Source organism: Streptomyces gilvus (assembly GCF_022513565.1).
In the GTDB taxonomy this organism is placed as follows: Bacteria; Actinomycetota; Actinomycetes; order Streptomycetales; family Streptomycetaceae; genus Streptomyces; species Streptomyces gilvus.
In genome coordinates this window covers 1-19,438 of sequence record NZ_JAKWBE010000006.1, presented here as the reverse complement: position 1 = coordinate 19,438, position 19,438 = coordinate 1, and the positions used below count along the sequence as shown (strand labels likewise).

The following is a 19,438-nucleotide window of genomic DNA, read 5'->3' as shown; positions in this document are numbered from 1 at the left end:
CGGCGCCGTCACCGGGGAGCGGGGTGGGCGGAGCGGACCCGGCCCGGGCGCAGGATGCGGATCGTGTGGCCCAGGCACACCCGGCAGGTGTTCTCGGTGAGCGGGGACGGCACCCTGAAGCCGGGTTTGACGTAGTAGTCGACCCGGGGACGCCCGGCGGCGTCCAGGGCGTGACGGATCTCGTACACGCCCTCCCAGGCGTGCCCGCAGCGCAGGCAGACGAAGGAATAGGCTTCGCGTATCGGTTCGGTCCGCATGGTCATCACCCTTGGCCCGGAGCCGTCGCGCCCGCACGGCCCCGATCTGCCACTACAGCTTACCATTGCACTCTGCAATGGTCACCAGGGGCGGCCGGCGACCGCCCGACCGTCGGCGAAGGAGAGGGGAGCGAGATGTCCCGGGGTGGGCAGGAGACGGACCGCGAGGGGACGCCCGACGTTTCCGGGGACGGCGGCGCCGACCGTGAGGCCGAGGACGTCACGCTGGCGGTCATGGCCGCCTCCCGGCTGATCGTCGCGCTCTCCGCCCGTGCCCTCGGCGCCGTCGACGTGTCGCTCACACTGCCCCAGCTGCGCTCGCTCGTCGCGCTGCGCACCTGCGGCCCGATCAAGCTGGCCGCGATGGCCGCGACCCTCGGGGTCAACCCCTCCACGGCCCTGCGCATGGTCGAACGCCTGGAGTCCCTCGGCCTCATCGACCGACGCGTCAACCCGGACAACCGCCGCGAGGTGGTCCTTCGGCTCACCCCCGAGGGGCAGGCGCTGACCGACCGCGTCCTGCAGCACCGGCGGTCGGCGATCCGCGCCCTGGTCGAACGCCTGCCCGCCCGCGAACGCGCCGGCCTCGTCCCCGCCCTGCGGGCCCTGACGGCGGCCGCCGACGACCTCGACCTGACCCTCGACCCGACCGACGAGGCCGACCGCCTCGCCGGGATCGTCGACGACCCGCTCAACCCGGCCCCGTAAGCAAATTTCCTCGATTATTGCACTCTGCCACGATTGGCCCGACCCCCGGCGGAAACCCGCTCAGTGAACCCTTTCTGTCCAGCAGTGGAGGGGGGTGGCCGTCCATGGCCACACATCCGCACATCGAACAGCACCCCGACCTGATCGCACTCCGCGCCCGGTACGCGGAGACCTCGGCCCTGCCCGTGACGCAGGCCACCGAAGGTCTGACCCTGCTGACCGGGCTCTATCTCGCGATCTCCCCCTGGGTCGTGGGCTTCAACGGCGACCCGCTGGCCGTCAGCAACCTCGTCACCGGAATCGCCCTGGCCGTGCTGGCCATCGGCTTCGGCTCGGCGTACGAGCGCACCTACGGCATGGGCTGGGTCGCCATGGCCATCGGCATCTGGGCGATCATCGCCCCCTGGGCCGTGCAGCACGCCTCCGCCACCACGGGCACCATCGTCAGCAACGTGGTGACGGGTGCGGTCGCCGTGCTCCTCGGTCTCGTGACCACGGGTATGGCGGCACGCGGCCCCCGCCGGGCCGTCACCCCGGCCCGCTGACATCCCTCCGCACGACCCGGCGACGAGGAGGCTCCGTCGCCGGGTCTCCCTTCGCCCCGACCGGGTGCCGGAACGCCGGACGGCCCGGGTGCGATGACCCGGGCCGTCCTCGTGCGGTGACGCGCGTCAGCCGTGGCGGCTCGCCTTCGCGAGGGCCGGGACGAAGCGCAGGGCGTCCACCGTGCCGACGCCGGTGGCGAGGTCGTAGCCGTTGACCGCCTTGTAGCCGGTCACGCCCTCGTAGCTGTTGTCCGTGCCGTCGTTGACGTCGACGACGCCGTTGCTCTTGGCGTGATGGGCGTAGAGGCCGTACAGGGCCTGCTGGATGTTGCCCACCCGGTGGCCGGCCGCCTGGTCGGCGAGGGCGACGATGCCCGCGAAGAGCGGGGTGGCCTCGCTGGTGCCGCCGGTGACGTCCCAGCCGACGGCGGTCGGGTCGTAGCTGGAGTAGATCCAGGCGCCGCCGTTGACCGCGGCGGCCATCGAGACGTCCGGGGTGCCGCGGCGGGCGCCGACGACCTTCTTCACACCGTTCTGGAAGGACGGGCGGGTGAACACGTGGGACTGGCCGCCACCGCCGGAGCCGTAGTCGTTGTAGACGCTGTCCGGCTTGACGCGCTGACCCTTGTCGTTCAGGTGCAGCTGGGTGCCGCCGATCGAGGTGACCAGCGGGTCCGAGGAGGGCCAGGAGTTGACCCGCTTCTTGTAGTACGTCTTGCCGTCCAGCTGGAGGTCGGTCGCGCCGCCGTCACCGGAGGCGGCCAGCACCGTCACATGCTTCTTGTCGGCGTCCTTGAAGGCGTACCGCAGCTTCTTGATGCTGGAGAAGTCGCCCTTGTCGAAGCCGGGGAAGGTGTTCTCCGTGGCACCGAAGCTCTGGCTGATGACATCGCCGACGCCGTGGTCGATCAGGTGCTTCTCGGCGTCCATCATCTCCGGCAGACCGGTGGTGCCCTCGGTCTCGGACACGGCCGTCTCCACCAGCACGATCCTGGCCGCGGGCGCCACCGCGTGCGCCATCTCGACGTCGAGCGTGCTCTCGCCGGCCCAGCCGGTCATGTCGGAGTTCTTGGGGTCGAAGGCGGGGACGTGCCCCCACTTGACCACCTGCACCTTGGTGCTGGGCAGCCCGAACTGCCTGCTGTAGACGTCGAGATCGTGCTGCACGGTCGGCGAGCCGTAGGAGTCGACGATGACGATGGTGCGTCCCTTGCCCGTGACGCCCTTCTTGTAGAGGGCGTTGAGGTCGTACGCGGTGCGGTACTGCAGCGGGTTGTAGCAGTTGATGTGCCACTTGGCCTGGCACTGCTCACTGCTGAGCGGGCTGCTCACACCGTGCACCAGGGTGTGCCCGGCGACGGCCGGTACCGCCAGGGTGTGCGGTACGGCGGCGGGCGCGGCGGTCCCCAGCGCGGTGACCGCGAGGGCGGCGGCCGACGTGGCGGCCGCGAGGCCCAGCCCGGTACGGGCTATGTGCATGGATCCCCCTGTGGTTCGGAGTCTCACGAGTGATCGCGACAATGGCCGCGACGAGGTCTCCGCGCATCCCATCGAACGGGTCATGCACATATCAAGGCCGTTGAACGGACGATGTAGAACCCTTTACCCATGACGGACCGCCGGGTGGCGCTCCCTTGACTCCGCGTCAGCCGTCCTCCCGCTTGATCCACTCACTGCCGCCCAGCGGGTAGTCGTAGCCCGGCCGGTTCGCGTCCGCGCTGGTACGGAACGGCGTTCCCGAGTTGTCGATGTGGACGGTGCCGCGGCGGCTGCCGCTGGACCAGTCCAGGGTGAGGTCCCAGCGGACGTCGTACGCCGTGGTGTGGGCGACGACGTAGAAGACCTCCGGGTCGGACTCGCTGACCTTGTACGGGAAGTCGCGCTGGCCGCCCTTGACGGTGACCGTGGGGCTGCCGCTGTCGAGGGCGATGTCGAAGGACTTGGTCTCCACGCCACCGCCGCAGCCGACGCCCATCGAGTAGTCGTTCCAGGCGAGCGGCGTGCCCTTGCTCAGGACGCGGACGTGCATCGCCTCCAGTACGACCGTCTCGGCGCCGGTGCCCTGGACGGTGAGGGCGATCTCCTGCTCGCCCGAGGAGACCGCCCCGTACGCGGCGGCCCAGCGCGGCGCGTCCTGCTCACTGGCCGGCGGACCGACCTGCGCGGGTTCGCTGTCGACCAGGAAGTGCTGGCTGCATGGACTGTCGTAGACGTAGGGCCGGGTGCCGACGGTGAGCGGTACGGCGCTGCCGGTGGCGTCGGCGGCGGGCTTCTCGGCGCCCTGTGCACCGCCGCTCTTCGGCTTCCCGGACCCCGAACTCGCGGACACGGAAGGGGAGACGGAGGCCGACGCGCTCGCTCCGCTCGGCGACGGGGTGGGGGAGGGCTTCCAGGCGTCCGCCGTGTCGTCGGCCCGCTCAGTCACCCCGGCCGGCCGCCGGGCAGCCGTGTCGTCCCCGTTGAACGGCTGCACGGCGAACACCACGGCTCCCACGACGGCCGCCGCGGCGACGGAGGCGATCAGCGCGGTACGGCGGCCCTGCCCCAGCCGACGCGGCGGCGCGGATCCGCCGGGGACGTCCACGACGACCGGCTCGTCGTCGGCATCGTCCTGCCCGTGCGGGTCCGCGTCGGCGGTGCTGTCGGAGCCCACTCCCGGATGGGAACCGGTCACCGGGCCCTGATCCGAGCCCGCCGCTGCCGCCTGGGCCCCCGTCCCCGCCTCGGCCGCCGTCCCCGCGTCCGCCGCCTCGGTCCTGCGCCCCCGCGCCGCGTCCGCCAGGATCCAGCGGCGGTGCAGCTCCACCAGCTCCTGCGGAGTCGCCCGGCAGACCCTGGCGAGGCGCTCCACCGGCGCGTACTCGACCGGCACCGCAGTGCCGTTGCAGTAGCGGTGCAGTGTCGACGTACTCATGTGGAGCCGCTTGGCGAGCACCCCGTAACTCAGCCCCGAGCGGTCCTTCAACTCCCGTAGCAGCCGCGCGAACTCCTCGGTCCGCTCGGCCTCCGTTGCTCCCGACACTCGTTCCCCTCAACCCCCGCGTTCCAGTCGCGCGTTCCAGGGCCCCTGCGTTCGCCCAGGTCGGCGCCCGTTCCGGCGTTCCGGCATCCCCAACTGCCCGCTGGGCGTGGCGGTTGGGACGGATCGCCGCACAAGCTTCGGTCATCCAATCACCACCGCCACCCGAACAACGAAGGGCTCAGACGCATGTTCAAGCTCCGCACCTCCCGCACCCGTCTCGCCGGCGTCGCCGCGACCGCCGTTCTCGCCGCGCTCTCCCTGACCGCGTGCGGTGACGGGACGGGCGCCAAGAACGAGGGCGCCGGGACGAGCGCCGCCACGAACTCCTCGTCGGACGTGGTTCCGGCCGGCTCCGTCGCGTCCCCGCACCCCACGGCTTCGGCGAGCGCGACGACCTCGACGGTCGCCAAGAACGTCTCCCGCTCGACCGGTTCCACTTCGAGCGCCGCCGGTTCGAAGCGGACCGGGCGCACCCCCGCCCCGAAGGCCCCCGCCACCTCCAGCAAGCCGGTCACCTGTGAGGGATCCAACACCCGTACGGTCGCGGCCCCGTTGACCCGGCCCGTGAACCACATGCTGCTCACCGTGACCAACACCGGCAGCAGGACCTGCTACCTCTACGGCTACCCGGCCGTCCAGTTCACCGACGCCCAGGCGGTGCCCCCGGTCATCGAGGCGTCGAAGCCGCAGGCGGTCGTCACCCTCCAGCCCGGCGAGTCCGGTTACGCGTCGGTGAGCCTGTCCGCCACCGACGGCAGCGGCGCCGACGGCCGCACGGTGAAGTCCCTCGCCGTCCACTTCTTCGGCCGCTCCCTGTCCGGGAGCGTCGGCGCCGCCGCCCACCCGGCGCTGCCCGCGAAGGGCGTCTACATCGACGACTCGCTCCAGGTCAGCTACTGGCAGCAGTCGATGGACGACGCCCTCGGCTGGTGACCCCGGCCCGGCTTCCCGCACGGTAGGGAAACAACAACCCAAACGTTTGGGCTCATGCAGACCGGCGGCCGGCGCTCTGTGTCCCGGGGCTATGTGTCCCCGGGCTCAGTGCACCGGGAAGCCGAAGGAGTAGCCCTGCTCCTTGAGCCAGGGGAGGATCCGGCGCAGCGCCTCGACGGTCTGGGAGCGGTCGCCGCCCGCGTCGTGGAACAGGAGCGTCGGACCGTTCGGCACCTCCCGCTGGACGGTGGCGACGATGGCGTCCGCGCCCGGCCGCTCGAAGTCCTTGGAGTCCACGTTCCAGCCCAGGGGCCGCATGCCCTTGGAAGCGGCCAGCTTGCGGCTGTAGGGGGTGAACGCCCCGCCGGGCGCCCGGTAGTACATCGGCCGTACGCCCCCGGACGCCTCGGTGATCATGCGTTCGGCGTCGAGAATCTCCTTCGACTGGTAGGCCTCGGGCTTCTTGTCCATCGTGGTGTCGTGCGAGACCGAGTGGTCGCACAGCCGGTGTCCGGCCGCGACCACCTTCCTCACGAGGTCGGGGTGGGCCTGCGCCTGCGTCCCCACCATGCAGAACGTGGCCTTCACCCCGTACGGCCGGAGCACGTCGAGCACCTGCGGCGTCCACACCGGGTCGGGGCCGTCGTCGATGGTGATGTTGACGCCGCGGGGGCCCTTGTCGGAGGCGTGGACGATGGTCACGGCGACCGGCCTGACCTCGGGGTTCCGCTTGGCCGACGCGTTCGTGCGCGGCGACGACCCGTTCACGGCACCGGCCTGCGCGGTCCACACCGAGGCCCCGGCAGCCAGCAGCGTCACCCCGAGCGCCGCGCCGATCACCTTGCCGTACCAGCCCCGCCCACCGACGTGCCGTGCCATGTCCGCCCCGCTTCCGCTCAGTTCCTCGCCGGCCTTCGGCCGCCCCTCGACCACCTGGCAGGACGAGCGGGGAGGACCGGCGGATGCGTCCGTTACGGATCACGGACAATTCCGGGGAGGTTCACGGACAACTCGTTCGGCCCGGCGTGCGTCCCGTCCGGAATAAACTCCTGCCATGTCGAACCCTGATGAGCTGCTCGTCGCCATCTCCGCCGCGGTGGAGTCCGAGCGGAGCAATCAGATGGCGCTCACCGTCGTCGTCGGCGGTGCCGTCATCACCGGCCGGCTGGCACCCGAGGCCGTGTGGCGCGAGCGGGTGGCGGAGGTCCTGAAGAACTCGGACCGTCTCGGCCCCTTCTCGGACGTCTTCGCCGGCTCACCGCGAGCGAAGGGCCCCGCACGCGGCGAGGCGCCCACCCATCTGCACTTCCATCTCGCCCGGATCCTGCAGGGCAGCCTCGGGATCCCGGAGACGGGAGGCATGTACCGCGTGGCGATCAAGGACGTCAGCGCATGGACGGTCGGCGACCTCACCTACACGGACCGCTGAGCCGCCCGCCCCACGGGGCCACTCGTGTCCGGAGCGGCCGGGGCGGCGGCAGGCGCTGACGAAGCCGCCCCGCTCGGCGCCGCGGCCGCTCCGGACCAGGGCGCGCGCACCCCGGGGAAGCCCTCGGCGCGGGGAGCACCGGCCTGGTCCACGGTTCGAGTGGCCCACCGCGGGGTCGCGGGGGCGCCGCGGCCTCGGGGACCAGGAATCCGGCCCGGTGAACGGGGGCGGGCCGACGCTCGCCCAGCCGTGTGGTCGGGGCGGAGGCGGGTGAGGATCCCCGTCTCGACGCACTGGCCGGACCAGCACTTCCCCGGGCAGACGCCGTCGGGGCGGCCCATTCCACACGGGCAGGCCATGACGCCCGGGAGGACGCGCTCTCCCTGGTCGCTTCCGGACGTCTCTGCCGCGGGGGACCCGGCCGGGACCCCGGGGGCGTGCGCGCGGTTGCAGGCCTGTTGTGCGGTATCCGTCGCGGTGGGGCGGGTGGGTGGTTGAACATGAGGTGTGCGATTCGACTCCGTTCCCATGCCGGCGAGCGTCGAGGCCAGGCCTCGTGACAGCCGTGGCTACCCGGTCCCCGCCATCACCCCGTGGGAGGGCGACGAGCCCCGGTTCGCACTCACCGACTACGACCGCAGCGCCGAGTGCGCACGGCGGCGTCTGTGCTCGGTGTGCGACACGCTGATGCCCAGGGGCCCGGTGTGGCGGGTCGTCGGCGCCGCCGAGAGCTCCGCGATCCGTGAGGCGCTCGCGGCGGGGCGGCCGTACCGCAACATGGCGGCGACGCTGGAGGCCCCGGGGCACCGTGCGTGCATGCTCTACGCCTCGATGGTGTGCCCGTACCTGGCCCGCCCCAACGCCCGGCGGGGGCTGAGCGCACAGACCCCGGACGACATGACCGAGCATGTCGTCCGGGGCGCCGTGCGTGGTGAGCTGGGTGCCGTGGTGGGGTTCGCCGACTACGAGTTCGCCGTCACCCCGTCCCGGGTCCTGTTCCGCTTCCTCGACGTGGTCGAGTACCTGCCGCATGACACGGCCGACCAGCACCTGGAGGAGCTGCGGGCCGAACTCGCGCGCACGGGAGGCCCGTTGGGCGGCGGTCAGCCGCGGTAGGCCGGCAGCCCGGTGTGCGTGGTGGCCTTGACCGGCTTGCCCCAGCCGTGGGCGGTCTTCGTGACCGTGTACGTGCCGGTGGGGGTGCGGAAGGCGATGGTCCTGCCGTTGGGCGACCAGGCGGGCTCGGTGTAGTCGGTGGTGGCGTGCGGGGTGATGTCCTTGGCGGCGTTGGTGCCGGCGCTCAGGTCGTCGACGAAGAGGTGGTCGTGCCCGCCGACGGAGCGCACGAAGACGACCTCCTCCTCGCCGGGGGAGAGCGCGGGCTCGGAGCCCCTGGCCAGCGCACCGCCCTGCTGACGCAGGTAGTCGTCCCGGATGTAGACCTCGCCGGTGCGGGTGTTCTCGTAGACGGACGTGCCGTACGACCCGCCGGCGTTGGGCCAGGTGTTGTTCGTCTGCGGGACGCCGCCCTCGCCCGGTTCGCCGTTCAGACCGAGCTTCGCCGGCTTGCCGTGGTCACTGGTGGCCTTGACCCGCTCGAGCACGGTGCTGCCGTGGATCTTCGCGGAGAAGATGATGTTGTTCTTCGCGGGGATGCCGTTCGTCCGGTCGGCCGCGGCGACCTGCCAGGTGGGGTGGGACCAGGTCTGTCCGCCCGGGTTGGCGGCGACGGTCACCCGGTGGCTGCCGTCGGGGTCGGAGACGTCCAGGTTGCCGTGCCCGTCGATGAAGGCGGCCTTGGTGCCGCCGGGGTTCCAGGCCAGGTCACGGACGACGGTGCCGAAGTCGATCGACCTGCCGCCGACCACGACGTGCCGGGTGCCGTCGCTGAGGGTGAGCCCCCTGGGCACGCTGAGGGTGTGGGTGGACGCGGCCGCGGCGACCATCGCGGCGCTGCCCCTGGCCTCACGGCCGGAGGACGGGAGGGCCATCGCGGTGGCGGCCGCGCCGCTCAGGGCGAGCAGTGCGGCGACACCGGCGGTGACGAGGGCTGTGGAGCTGCGGCGGTTGCGAGCGGACATCGGTTCCCCCAGGAATGTGAACGACGCTGCGGCGACGGACTCGCGGGAACCGCCTGCCGCCCCCGGGGCCCGGACCGGCCCGCTCGGCTTGCCGCTCTGCGCGATGGGAGAAGTCTTCCTCCGGGGCATCACGGAGCTGTGCGTCCGCCGTCACAGCTGTGCAATAACGGGTCGGACGAGACGAGGAAACGTCACGGACCCCGGGCCACCGGCCCGGGGTCCGTGCTGCTCCCTGCTTCGTGCTGCTGCTTCGTGCTGCTCTGTGCTGGTCCGTGCTTCCGGCGGCAGCGGTCAGTGGTGGAAGCCGACGCGGGCGGAGTCGTGCGGATGCCCCTTGTCGAGGCGCTCGATCGCCCGGCGCATGTCCTCGGCGAGGAGTTCGATCTCGTCCCGGTCGACGCCGTGCCGCACGAGCACACGCTGGATGACGGTCTCCTGGCGGTCGGGCGGCAGCGGGTACGACGGGACCTGCCAGCCGCGCATACGGAGCTGGTCGGACAGGTCGTACAGGCTCCAGCCCACCGAGCCCGGGTCGGTCAGCGTCCAGGAGACGGCCGGGAGCGCTCCGGCGCCGTCGTAGAGCAGGGTGAAGGGGCCCATGCCGGCGACCTGGCGGGCGAGGTGCTGCGCCGTGTCGGCGCAGGCCTGGTAGACGCGCCGGTACCCCTCGCGGCCCAGGCGCAGGAACATGTAGTACTGGGCGACGACCTGGCCGCCGGGGCGGGAGAAGTTCAGGGCGAGCGTGGGCATGTCGCCGCCGAGGTAGTCGACGTGGAAGACCAGGTCCCCGGGCAGGGCCGCCTTGTCGCGCCACAGCGCCCAGCCCACGCCGAGCGGGGCCATGCCGTACTTGTGCCCGGAGGCGTTGATGGAGGCGACCCGGGGCAGGCGGAAGTCCCATTCCAGGTCGGGGTGGAGGAAGGGGGCGATGAACCCGCCGGACGCCGCGTCGATGTGCAGGGGAACGTCGAGGCCCTTCTCCCGCTGGATACGGTCGAGTTCGGCCGCGATCTCCGCGACGGGTTCGTAGGTGCAGGTGTAGGTCACCCCGAGGATCGCCACGACGCCGATCGTGTTCTCGTCGACGTACTCGCGCAGCTGATGCGCCTGCAGGCCGGTCGCGCCCGGCTCCACCGGCACCTGGCGCAGCTCCACGTCGAAGTAGCGGGCGAACTTCTCCCAGCACACCTGCACCGGCCCGCACACCAGGTTCGGCCGGTCGGCCGGCAGGCCGGCGGCCCGGCGGCGGTCGCGCCAGCGCCATTTCAGGGCGAGACCGCAGAGCATGGCGGCCTCGCTGGAGCCGGTGGTGGAGCACCCCACGGCGGGCTCGGTCCCCGCACCGCCGCCGGGCGCGTGCCACAGGTCGGCGAGGATGTTGACGCACCGGGACTCGATCTCCGCTGTCTGCGGGTACTCGTCCTTGTCGACGATGTTCTTGTCGAGACACAGGTCCATCAGGCGCCGGACCTCGTCGTCGGTCCAGGTGGTGCAGAAGGTCGCGAGGTTCTGCGCCGCGTTGCCGTCGAGGAGCAGTTCGCCGCGCAGCAGCTGGAAGACGACGTGCGGAAGGGCCGGCAGGTCCGGCATGGACCGCTTGGTCAGGGGCTGCTCGCTGATGGGTGACGTGAAGATGTCGGCGGCCGGGTCGACGGCCCTTTCCTGAGCGTTGTGCAGAGCCACCGATCGCACCTCTCGCGTCGTCCTGCCGGGTCTTCTTCGGAGGCTATGGGTGGTGACCGGCACCCGACAGCGGGTGTACTCCACCCGTGGGAGCGCCCGGGAACAGAAACGTCGCCCCAAATGCCCGTTGTGCGTGATCGGCTCTGGCAGAGTCGATGCCTGTCCGGGGACGAGCACCGCGAAGGCCCCGTGAGCCCACCGACCCGGGAAGTGCCATGACCGACGTACGCGGCGACCTGTCGATTCCGCTCGCATGACCTCCGCCGAGCAACGCGCCGAGGGCGCGGGGCCGTTCACCACGCGGCTCACCTGGCGGCCGCCGGGCGGCGGCACCGCCGTCTGGGAGTCACGGCCGGCCCGGCGCCGCGGCACCATCGCGGTCCGGCCCTCCGGCGCACCGGCCGGCCGGGACGTCAGGGGCGACGCCCTCGCCCTCGCCCGGCTGCGCAGGCTCAACGCCGTCGCCGCGACCGCTTTCGTCATCGGCGGCGCGCTCTTCGCGGCCGGGGCGGGCGTCGCCCAGTTCGGCTCCGGCGACGCCACCACCTGCGCCTCGATCTACTTCGCCGGCGGACTGTTCTTCACCACCGGCGGATACGTCTCCCTGCTCCAGGTCGTCAACGCCCCCCGGCACGTACCCGGCGGCGAGGGGCGCCTGGTCACCCGCCACTGGCGCTGGTGGAGCTACGAGCCGGCGCGGGTGGACTGGCTGAGCGCGTTCGTCCTCCTCGCCGGCACGCTGGTGTTCGCCGTGGACCTGCTGGACTCCTTCCTCAGGGGGCTGAGCGTCCAGCAGACCAACCGGCTGGTCTGGGCGCCGGACATGATCGGCTGCGTGCTGTTCCTGATCTCCGGCCACCTCGCCTTCGCCGAGATCTGCCACCGCGGCCGGCCCTGTCTGCGCCGCCGCAGCCTCGGCTGGTGGATCGTCGCCGTGAACCAGTTCGGCTCCGCCCTCTTCATGGTCTCGGCGATCGTCGCCTACACCCGCCCCGCCACCGGCGCTCCGATCAACGCCGGCATCGCCGACTGGGGCACCCTCCTCGGCGCCGCGTGCTTCTCCGCGGCCGGTGTTCTGCAGCTGGGCGAGCACCCCTGAGAGCACTCCGAGAGCCGTTCCCATAGCTTCCGCATCCCATTCACCCGTTCCAAGGGACGTGTGTTTCCCCTGGTCGGAGGGTGTTTCGGCGTTCCAGCGTCCCCAACACCCCGCTGGACGTGGCGGTTGGGACGGATCACCTCGCAAGCTTCGGTCATCCAGTCACCACCGCCACCCGAACACCTGAAGGGGCACAGCGACATGACCGCTCTCCGTACCTCCCGCACCCGTCTCGCAGCCGCCGCCGCGACCGCCGTACTCGCCGCGCTCTCCCTGACCGCGTGCAACGACGGAACCGGCGCCCACGACGAGGGCGCGGCGACGACCACCTCCACGAGCACCGCGACGGGGACGGCCTCGCCGGGCGCGGACTCCGGCTCCACGGGTTCGACGGGCACGACGACCTCCCAGGGCTCCACCGGCGCCTCCGGCTCCACCGGCGCTTCCGGCTCCACGGGCTCCACGGGTTCCACGAATTCCGGTTCGACCACCGGCGGTTCGCAGCAGACCGGGCGCACCTCCGCCCCGAAGGCGCCCGCCTCCTCCGGCCGGACGGTCACCTGCGAGGGGTCCAACACCAAGACGGTCGCGGCCCCGCTGAACCGCCCCGTCAACCACATGCTGCTCACCGTGACCAACACCGGCAGCAAGACCTGCTTCCTCTACGGCTACCCGAGCGTGCAGTTCACCGACGCCCAGTCCGAGCCGCCGGTCATCGACGAGTCGCAGCCCCAGGCGGTCGTCACGCTCGAGCCGGGCCAGTCCGGGTACGCGGCCGTCAGCCTGTCCGCCGCCGACGGCAGCGGCGGGAAGGGCCGCACCGCGAACTCCCTGACCGTCTACTTCTACGGCCGCTCCCTGTCCGGGAACGTCGGCGCCGCCGCCCACCCCGCGCTGCCGGCCAAGGGCGTCCACATCGACGACTCGATCAAGGTCACGTACTGGCAGCAGTCGATGGACGACGCCCTCACCTGGTGACCCGGGCGCGAGCCCCACGGACAGCAGCCGCACAGCAGCCCACGACCCCGGAAGGCAGGCAGCCCGCCATGCGCAGCAGCACCCGCAGGATCTCCCGCTTCGTCACCGCCTACATCGGCGCGGCCTTCCAGGTCGTCGTCCTCGGCACCACCGGCCACGCGGCGACGGAGGCGGGGGTCCTCCGCCGCGACCACACGACCTGACGGCCCGAGCCGCGCACACGTAACCGATCGGCCTGCCTCGACGCAGGCCGATCGGTTTCCCGTGTGCGGGGACACGACGGCGAAGGGGCCCGACCGCCCCAAGACCCGCTCAAGAGCTGTGCCCCGCGCGGTAGCGCCGTGACCCCGTGGGGGAGTATCTGCTCAGTCATCGCCTGCCTGTGAGGGGTCGTCATGCGTTCCGTCCGCCGTCTCGTGCCGCCCGTCGTCCTCGCCTGTCTGGTGCTGGCCGGATGCAGGTCCACCTCGCTCGGCAGCTCGGCCCCGTCGGGGAGCGGCAGCCCCGCGGGAGGAGCGGCCGGTACGACGGGCTCGGGGCGGGCGATAGCGGTGGGTGCGGGGCCGCAGAAGCACTACACCGTCCAGCGGCAACCGGCGCCGGGCACCTGCCACTACCGATACGAGCACGGGGAGCCGCTGGAGGACCCCAAGTGCACCCCGGGTGCCATATCCCCGGCCGTCACGCAGGCGAACATCAAGTCGACGATATGCCGCAAGGGGGGATACACCTCGGGCGTGCGCCCCTCCGCGTACGTCACCGGCAAGGAGAAGAAACTCAACGCCGCCTCCTACGACTTCACCGGCAGCCTGCGGGAGGGCGAGTACGACCACCTCATAAGCCTCCAACTCGGCGGCGACCCCAACGACCCCCGCAACCTGTGGGTCGAACCGGCCGACCCCCACCACAGGGCGAGCCAGGGCATCAACAACAAGAAGGACCCGGTGGAGACCAAACTCCACACCGCGGTCTGCGCCGGCCGCGTCACCCTGGCCGCCGCCCAGCAGGCGATCGTCACGGACTGGACGACCGCCCTCAGCCGCCTCCACCTCCAGTGAACCCGACTGACCGCAACGAGGAACGAACGAACCGAGCACCGAACTCCCGCTCCCGGCCCGTGAACTGACGCCGCGAGATGCCGCTCGTCCGCGCTCGCGTCGTCTCCTCGCCGCAGCACGCCGCGAGAGCTCGCTTCCCGCTCAGGCCCACCGTCGCGCCGACCGGATCTCCGCGCGTGTAGCTTCACGCATGCCCTTCGCTCTCATGCTTGCTCTCGGCGTCCTCGGCACCTTGCCGCTCTGCTGGCCGTGATCAACGCCCTGCAGGTCTTCCTCGGCCGTCAGCTCGTCAAGCCTGCAGCGAGCAAGCGTTCCGCTCCACAGCTTCGAGCCGAGTCAGCCGCCGCGGCCACGGCGATGTTCGGTGCTTGCCTGCTGACATTCGGTGTCCTCATGGGCGGCCCGTGGCCCGCTGTGGGGGTCCTGGTACTGCTCCTGGGCTGGATCGCTCTCATGGTGGTTCGCAGGCGGTGCGCCGCCGAGCTGTAGCCCATGAGACTGCCACGGGCGGTGGCGGCGCAGCGCTGGCTGGTCGGAGACCCTCACCTGGCTCACCTTCAGGGCCGTACCACCTCAGGAGCGGGTGCCGTGCCGGGACGCGAAGGAGAAGCGCAGGACTCCGCCGGCGGGCACGTCGAAGACCGACAGGCCGTCCAGCGTGACGGTGCCCTCACCCGTGACGTCGCCCGTGCTGTCGGTCATGCGGAACCGGGCGGTACGGGGGCGGGCGGAACGCACCGCGACCTCGCTGTCGTGGGCGTTGACCACGAGCCAGTGCTCGGCGTCGGCGGGGGCCTCGGAGAAGGCGGGGGCGTACTGTGCGGTCACGGTGACACCGTCCCGCGCGGCCTCGACGGTGGTGTAGTCGCCGGCGATCCCCGTGACGCGCAGGCTGCCGTGCAGGAGCACGTCGCGGTACTCGTTCCACAGCCCCAGCCAGGCGCGCAGCGTCCGCAGTTGCCCGGGCGACTGCCGGTGGAGCGGCACCGAGATCTGCGGAACGCCGAACAGGCTGCTGTGCAGGTGCTGCGCCACCCGCTCCGGGGTGTCCGCCTCGCCCCACATGATGGGGTCGCTGTGGACGGCCGCGCCCCGCGTCGTCAGACGGAGGTCCACGATGCCCACGCGGTTGTTGACGGGACTGAGCGGGCAGTCGGCGACACGGAGCATCGCGGCGCGGCCGACCGTGTCGGCCGAGACATAGGGTTCCCGGAACTCGAACATCGGTGACGGGGCATACGGGGCGAGAGCGTCGTGGATCTCGTCCAGGAGGCTGAGCGCCGCCGTGGGGACGGAGACGTCCACCGCGTCGTCGGGCGGCGCGGCCGGCGTGTCGGTGGCGTACCGCTCCAGGAAGTCGATCTTGAGTCCGGCGGCGCCCGTGCCGCGCACGAGGTCCACGAGCCGGCTCACCAGGTGGTCACGGGCGCGCCGCGAGCGGGGGTCGAGGACGGCGGCCTCCATGTCCGGCTCCTCGTACAGGGTGGGCAGACCGTCGGCGTAGGCGCGTGAGCGGTGGCCCAGGAAGGGCGTTCCGATCCACCACAGGGTGCGCATGCCGAGGCCGGCGAGCGTCCGGACGAGCCCGGCCGGGTCCGCGATCTTGGCGGGGTGGACCTCCCAGTCCCCGCACGAGCCGTACCCCCGGTCGCAGTCCGCGGTCTGCCAGCCGTCGTCGACGATGAGGGTGCCGAAGCCCATCCCGGCCGCGGTCCGGGCCTCTTCCATCAGGCGCTCGGTGTCGAGCGCCTGATGGAAGGAGTACCAGGTGCACAGCACGGGCGCGTACGCGGAGGCGTCCACCGCGGGGCGGGTCATGCCGAGGGCACGGCTGATCGCGGCGACCGCCGTCTCGAAACGGTCGGAGGCCAGGTCGAGGACGGCGTCCATGGGACCTTCGGCGAGGTCCGCCTCGAAGGTCAGGAGCAGGTCGGAGGTCTCTTCGACGATGCCGGCGCGCATCCGCAGGCGCCCGTTCGCCGCACGTGCGCCGAAGGTGACGACGGGCCGGTCGTTGCGGCCGAGCAGACTGCCGAGCGCGGTGCCGGTGAACGGTGTGACGAGGGTGTCGTCCGCCCAGGACGGCGGCAGCGAGGACTGGTCCTGGGAACTGCCGGGCCGCCACAGGGCGACCGCGTCGGCGGCGGGTACGAGGAAGACGGCCATGGCCCGGCCGCTGCCTCGGAGACGAACCCGGAGGGTGGAGTCCTCCTCGTCCAGCCGGCATTCGGTGTGAACGACGGCCACGGCGTCCTCGGGGACGACATAGGCGTGAACGGTCCGTGGTACGCCGTCGGGAAGGGACAGGGGACGGATGGGCCGGAGCCGGGGCATGCCCGGGATCCAGGGGATTCCCGCGGTGGGGAGGGAGCTGGTCATTTGGTCCCAGTGAAGGAGATGCCGCCGATGATGTGCCGCTGCGCCGCGAAGAAGATGACGACGCAGGGCAGCACGACGACGATGGTGGTGGCCAGGAGAAGGGGCATGTCGGTTCCGTTGACCGAGGTGAAGCCCGCGAGCGCGAGCGGCAGGGTCTTCAGCCGGTCGTTGGAGATGTAGATCGCCGGGGCGAGGAAGTTGTTCCAGGACGCCATGAACTGCAGGACGGCGGAGGCGATGAGGATGGGTTTGGACAGCGGCAGGTAGATCGACCACCAGGTGCGCAGCCAGCCGGCCCCGTCGATGATGGCCGCGTCCGTAAGCGCGCCCGGCAGGCGGAGGTAGAACTGCCGGAACAGGAAGATGAAGAACGGTGATCCGAACACGTACGGCAGGATCAGCGGGTACAGGGTGTTCACCATGCCCAGTTCACGGAACAGGACGAACTGCGGAACGATGGTGATCTCGGCCGGGAGCAGCATCGTGCCGAGCACCACGGCGAACAGGACTCCGCGGCCGCGGGCCGGGATCCGCGCGAAGGCGAATCCGGCCAGGGACGAGACCAGGACGGTGCCGGCGACCGGGATCAGCGTGGTGAGGAGGGAGTTGCCGAGATAGCGCCAGAACGGGAACGAGCCCAGCCCCTGCGCGTAGTTGCCGAAGGCCCACTGCACCGGCCACAGGGACACACCGCCGGACGCGACGCCCTGGCGGGTGCGCAGCGAGGTGGCGATCATCCACAGGAACGGGTAGGCGAAGACGACCGACCCGGCGGTCAGCGCGGCGAACGAGGCGGCCCGGCCGGCCCGCGACTGCCGGCGTACGGAGGAGACGGGCGGCCGGCGCCCGGCGTTCTCGCGACGGGGGCGTGTGCGCCGGGGAGCCGGCGCCGGGGCTGCCTGGGAGATCTCATGAACGGACACGTGCCCTCCTGGCCCGGGGAGAGGCGGACTCGTAGTAGACCCAGAACGCGCTTCCGCGGAAGATGAGCGCGGTCAGGGCGAGGATCATGGCCAGCAGGATCCACGCGAGCGCGGACGCGTAGCCCATGCGGAAGAACTGGAAGCCGTTCTGGTAGAGGTAGTACACGAGGAACAGCAGGGAGTTGGAGGGGGCGCCGCCCGCCTGCCGGACCACGTAGCCCTGGGTGAACGTCTGCATCGCGGCGATGAGTCCGGTCACCACGTTGAAGAAGATCACGGGGCTGATCTGGGGCAGCGTGACGTGCCACAGCCGGCGCCAGCGGCCCGCGCCGTCGAGGGCCGCCGCCTCGTAGAGGTCGGGCGGTACGTCCTGGAGCCCCGCCAGATAGATGATCATGTTGCCGCCGACCGTCCACAGACTCATGAGGGCGGCCGCGGGCAGGGCCCAGTCGGGGTCCTGGAACCATGCGGGACCCTTGATCCCGACGTGGGCGAGCAGACCGTTGACGAGCCCGTACTGCGGATTGAAGACCCACAGGAACAGCACCGTCTGCGACACACCGGTGACCAGGCTGGGCACGTACCAGATGGTGCGGAACACGTGGATTCCCCGCACCTGGGCGTTCATCAGCAGGGCCACCGCGAGGGACAGCACGGTCTGCGCCGGAACGCTCAGCACCGCGTACAGCAGGGTGACCTTGACCGCCTGCCCGAGGAGCGGATCGTGAAGGGCGGCGCGGTAGTTGGCCGTACCGGCGAAGGAGGGCGGGTTGATCAGGTCCCACTTGAGGAACGACAGCCACAGGGAGTAGAGCATCGGCCCCAGGGTGAACAGGGCGAACCCGAGCACCCAGGGCAGGACGAACAGCCAGAAGGCCGCTGTGGAGCGCCGTACCCAGCGGCGCTTCACAGCGAGGGCGAGCGCGCCGGCGACCAGGGCGGCGAGCGCGCCCAGGATGATCAGGAAGACCACCAGCGGCCGGAGTCCGGGTACGAGACCGAACCGCCCGAGGAGGTCGGCCAGTTGCTGAAGGACGGGGTTCACTGTCCGGCGCCCGCGCTGTCGAGCGTCTTCTGGCACTCCTGCTGCAGCTGCGGCAGCACGGTGGCGGGCTTGTCGTGGCCCGATCCGATCGCGGTGCGGGAGAACAGCTCGTTGTTGAAGGTGGACTGGATCTGCGGGTCCTGCTTCGGCGTCGCCGTCACCGTGGACTGGTCGACGGCGTCGATGAAGACCTTCAGGTTCAGGCTGGGCGCGGCGGCCTCGAACGAGGAGACGGCCGCCTTGACGACCGGGACGCCGAGCGAGGACGTCTTCGTGGTGAGCCGCTGCTGGGCCGCGGTGTCGGTCGCCATGAACGTGGCGAACTTCTGCGCGGCGGCGGCCTGGGCGCCGGCGGCGGTCTTCGAGACGGCCAGGCCGTCTATCTCCATGGGTTCGCCGCGTCCGGGGTCGGGGACGAGGGCGTAGTCGGCGCTGTTGGACAGGGAGACCAGCTGCGCGATGTTCCACGGCCCGAAGTCGGGCTGCATGGCGAGCCGCCCGATGCTGAGCCAGTCGAACATGTCCTGCCCCTGGGCGCCGAGGTAGCTGGGGGTGAAGCCGTTCGAGGACTGGGCGCGGATGATCAGGTCGGCGGTCTTCACGGCGACGGCCGAGCCGTTGGTGCACCGGGTTCCGTCGGCGTTGTAGAAGGATCCGCCCTCGGCGGTCAGCCAGCCCTGGAACCACAGCGGTGCGGAGCCGAACACCTCCGACTTGCCGGAGCCGGAAGTGAGCTTGGCCGCGATCGTGGCGAACTGGTCGGTCGTCATCGGGGTGTTCGCGGCGGGGAGGGGGACGCCCGCCTTCTGGAAGATCTTCTTGTTGACCGCCATCGCCTTCGTCTTCACGACGAAGGGCGTGGCGTAGTACGTGCCGCCGACGCTCATGCTCCGTGCCAGGTTCGCGGAGTAGAAGTCGGAGGGACGGACGTCGGCCTTCCTGAAGGCGCCTACGAACCCCGGCAGGCTGGTGTTGGAGATCTGGGCGACCGTGGGGGCGGACCCGCCGGCGATGGACGTCTGGAGCTTCTGCTCGTAGTCCCCCTGGATCCAGTTGGACTGGACGGCGATGTCCGGGTTCGCCTTCTCGAAGAGGGCCACCATCGCCTTCAGGGTGGCGTTCTCCTCGTTGTTGCCCCAGTGGGCGAAGGAGATCGTGACCTTTCCGCCGGAGCCCGTGGTGCTGCTGCCGGAGGCGGTGCACCCTGCCAGCGCGAGTGTCGCTGCCGCTGTCGTGGCGAGGACCAGAGAACGCTTCTTCATCGAATGTCCCTTGGGTTGAGCTCGGTTGAGCAGGTG

19 protein-coding genes are annotated in these 19,438 nt (G+C 71.2%); 9 read left to right on the top strand and 10 right to left on the bottom strand.

The window, feature by feature from the left end; translation table 11 throughout:
* Positions 1–8: 8 nt before the first annotated feature.
* Positions 9–257 carry a hypothetical protein gene (locus MKW14_RS11565; RefSeq protein WP_240861870.1) on the bottom strand — a complete coding sequence of 83 codons (249 nt, stop codon included), beginning with the start codon at positions 255–257 and terminating at the stop codon, positions 9–11.
* A 135-nt stretch (positions 258–392) separates the two neighbouring features.
* On the opposite strand from MKW14_RS11565, the gene MKW14_RS11560 reads away from it, so the two are divergent.
* Complete coding sequence (locus tag MKW14_RS11560; protein ID WP_374116558.1) at positions 393–965, top strand: MarR family winged helix-turn-helix transcriptional regulator; 573 nt, start codon at positions 393–395, stop codon at positions 963–965.
* Positions 966–1,069: 104 nt separating this feature from the next.
* Positions 1,070–1,510, top strand: a complete 441-nt coding sequence (locus MKW14_RS11555; protein WP_240861868.1) for an SPW repeat protein — start codon at positions 1,070–1,072, stop codon at positions 1,508–1,510.
* 126 nt (positions 1,511–1,636) lie between these two features.
* On the opposite strand, the gene MKW14_RS11550 is transcribed toward MKW14_RS11555, so the two are convergent.
* A complete protein-coding gene (locus MKW14_RS11550) occupies positions 1,637–2,989 on the bottom strand; it encodes a S53 family peptidase (protein ID WP_240861866.1) in 1,353 nt (450 codons plus the stop codon).
* A 166-nt stretch (positions 2,990–3,155) separates the two neighbouring features.
* Complete coding sequence (locus MKW14_RS11545; RefSeq protein ID WP_240861865.1) at positions 3,156–4,532, bottom strand: helix-turn-helix domain-containing protein; 1,377 nt, start codon at positions 4,530–4,532, stop codon at positions 3,156–3,158.
* Positions 4,533–4,718: 186 nt separating this feature from the next.
* On the opposite strand from MKW14_RS11545, the gene MKW14_RS11540 reads away from it, so the two are divergent.
* The gene (locus MKW14_RS11540; RefSeq protein WP_240861863.1) at positions 4,719–5,465 is read left to right on the top strand and encodes a DUF4232 domain-containing protein; all 747 of its coding nucleotides are present in this window, start codon (positions 4,719–4,721) and stop codon (positions 5,463–5,465) included.
* A gap of 105 nt (positions 5,466–5,570) precedes the next feature.
* Here MKW14_RS11540 and MKW14_RS11535 read toward each other — a convergent pair whose 3' ends face one another.
* The gene (locus tag MKW14_RS11535; RefSeq protein WP_240861861.1) at positions 5,571–6,344 is read right to left on the bottom strand and encodes a polysaccharide deacetylase family protein; all 774 of its coding nucleotides are present in this window, start codon (positions 6,342–6,344) and stop codon (positions 5,571–5,573) included.
* Positions 6,345–6,519: 175 nt separating this feature from the next.
* Between MKW14_RS11535 and MKW14_RS11530 the strand changes: the two genes are divergently transcribed.
* Positions 6,520–6,894 (top strand): GvpU-like protein, encoded by a 375-nt coding sequence (locus MKW14_RS11530; protein ID WP_240861859.1) that lies wholly within the window; start codon positions 6,520–6,522, stop codon positions 6,892–6,894.
* 528 nt (positions 6,895–7,422) lie between these two features.
* A complete protein-coding gene (locus MKW14_RS11525) occupies positions 7,423–8,010 on the top strand; it encodes a hypothetical protein (RefSeq protein WP_240861857.1) in 588 nt (195 codons plus the stop codon).
* On the opposite strand, the gene MKW14_RS11520 is transcribed toward MKW14_RS11525, so the two are convergent.
* Together MKW14_RS11520 and gad are read right to left on the bottom strand one after the other, a co-directional pair.
* Positions 7,998–8,975, bottom strand: a complete 978-nt coding sequence (locus tag MKW14_RS11520; RefSeq protein WP_240861855.1) for a TolB family protein — start codon at positions 8,973–8,975, stop codon at positions 7,998–8,000. The genes MKW14_RS11525 and MKW14_RS11520 overlap by 13 nt on opposite strands.
* A gap of 291 nt (positions 8,976–9,266) precedes the next feature.
* Positions 9,267–10,658 (bottom strand): glutamate decarboxylase, encoded by a 1,392-nt coding sequence (gene gad, locus MKW14_RS11515; RefSeq protein WP_374116557.1) that lies wholly within the window; start codon positions 10,656–10,658, stop codon positions 9,267–9,269.
* Between the two features lie 253 nt (positions 10,659–10,911).
* Here gad and MKW14_RS11510 point away from each other — a divergent pair, with 253 nt between their 5' ends.
* The 4 genes from MKW14_RS11510 (at position 10,912) to MKW14_RS11500 (ending at position 13,793) form a co-directional block, all read left to right on the top strand.
* Positions 10,912–11,757, top strand: a complete 846-nt coding sequence (locus MKW14_RS11510; RefSeq protein ID WP_240861853.1) for a hypothetical protein — start codon at positions 10,912–10,914, stop codon at positions 11,755–11,757.
* A gap of 201 nt (positions 11,758–11,958) precedes the next feature.
* Entirely contained in the window at positions 11,959–12,735 is a 777-nt protein-coding gene (locus MKW14_RS11505; protein ID WP_240861851.1) for a DUF4232 domain-containing protein, read from the top strand.
* Between the two features lie 68 nt (positions 12,736–12,803).
* Positions 12,804–12,938, top strand: a complete 135-nt coding sequence (locus MKW14_RS40875; protein WP_276619265.1) for a hypothetical protein — start codon at positions 12,804–12,806, stop codon at positions 12,936–12,938.
* Between the two features lie 192 nt (positions 12,939–13,130).
* The gene (locus MKW14_RS11500; RefSeq protein WP_240861849.1) at positions 13,131–13,793 is read left to right on the top strand and encodes a hypothetical protein; all 663 of its coding nucleotides are present in this window, start codon (positions 13,131–13,133) and stop codon (positions 13,791–13,793) included.
* A gap of 573 nt (positions 13,794–14,366) precedes the next feature.
* Here MKW14_RS11500 and MKW14_RS11495 read toward each other — a convergent pair.
* From MKW14_RS11495 to MKW14_RS11480, 4 genes are read right to left on the bottom strand one after another with little or no spacing between them, the layout of a single operon-like run.
* The gene (locus tag MKW14_RS11495) at positions 14,367–16,172 is read right to left on the bottom strand and encodes an alpha-amylase family protein (RefSeq protein WP_240861847.1); all 1,806 of its coding nucleotides are present in this window, start codon (positions 16,170–16,172) and stop codon (positions 14,367–14,369) included.
* On the bottom strand, positions 16,169–17,095 hold the full coding sequence (locus MKW14_RS11490; protein ID WP_240861845.1) for a carbohydrate ABC transporter permease: 927 nt from the start codon (positions 17,093–17,095) through the stop codon (positions 16,169–16,171). Before MKW14_RS11490 ends, MKW14_RS11495 begins: the two co-directional genes overlap by 4 nt.
* Positions 17,082–18,140 (bottom strand): carbohydrate ABC transporter permease, encoded by a 1,059-nt coding sequence (locus MKW14_RS41245; protein WP_240861843.1) that lies wholly within the window; start codon positions 18,138–18,140, stop codon positions 17,082–17,084. Before MKW14_RS41245 ends, MKW14_RS11490 begins: the two co-directional genes overlap by 14 nt.
* Entirely contained in the window at positions 18,137–19,402 is a 1,266-nt protein-coding gene (locus MKW14_RS11480) for an ABC transporter substrate-binding protein (RefSeq protein ID WP_240861841.1), read from the bottom strand. The genes MKW14_RS41245 and MKW14_RS11480 overlap by 4 nt, the downstream gene beginning before the upstream one ends.
* Positions 19,403–19,438 lie beyond the last annotated feature (36 nt).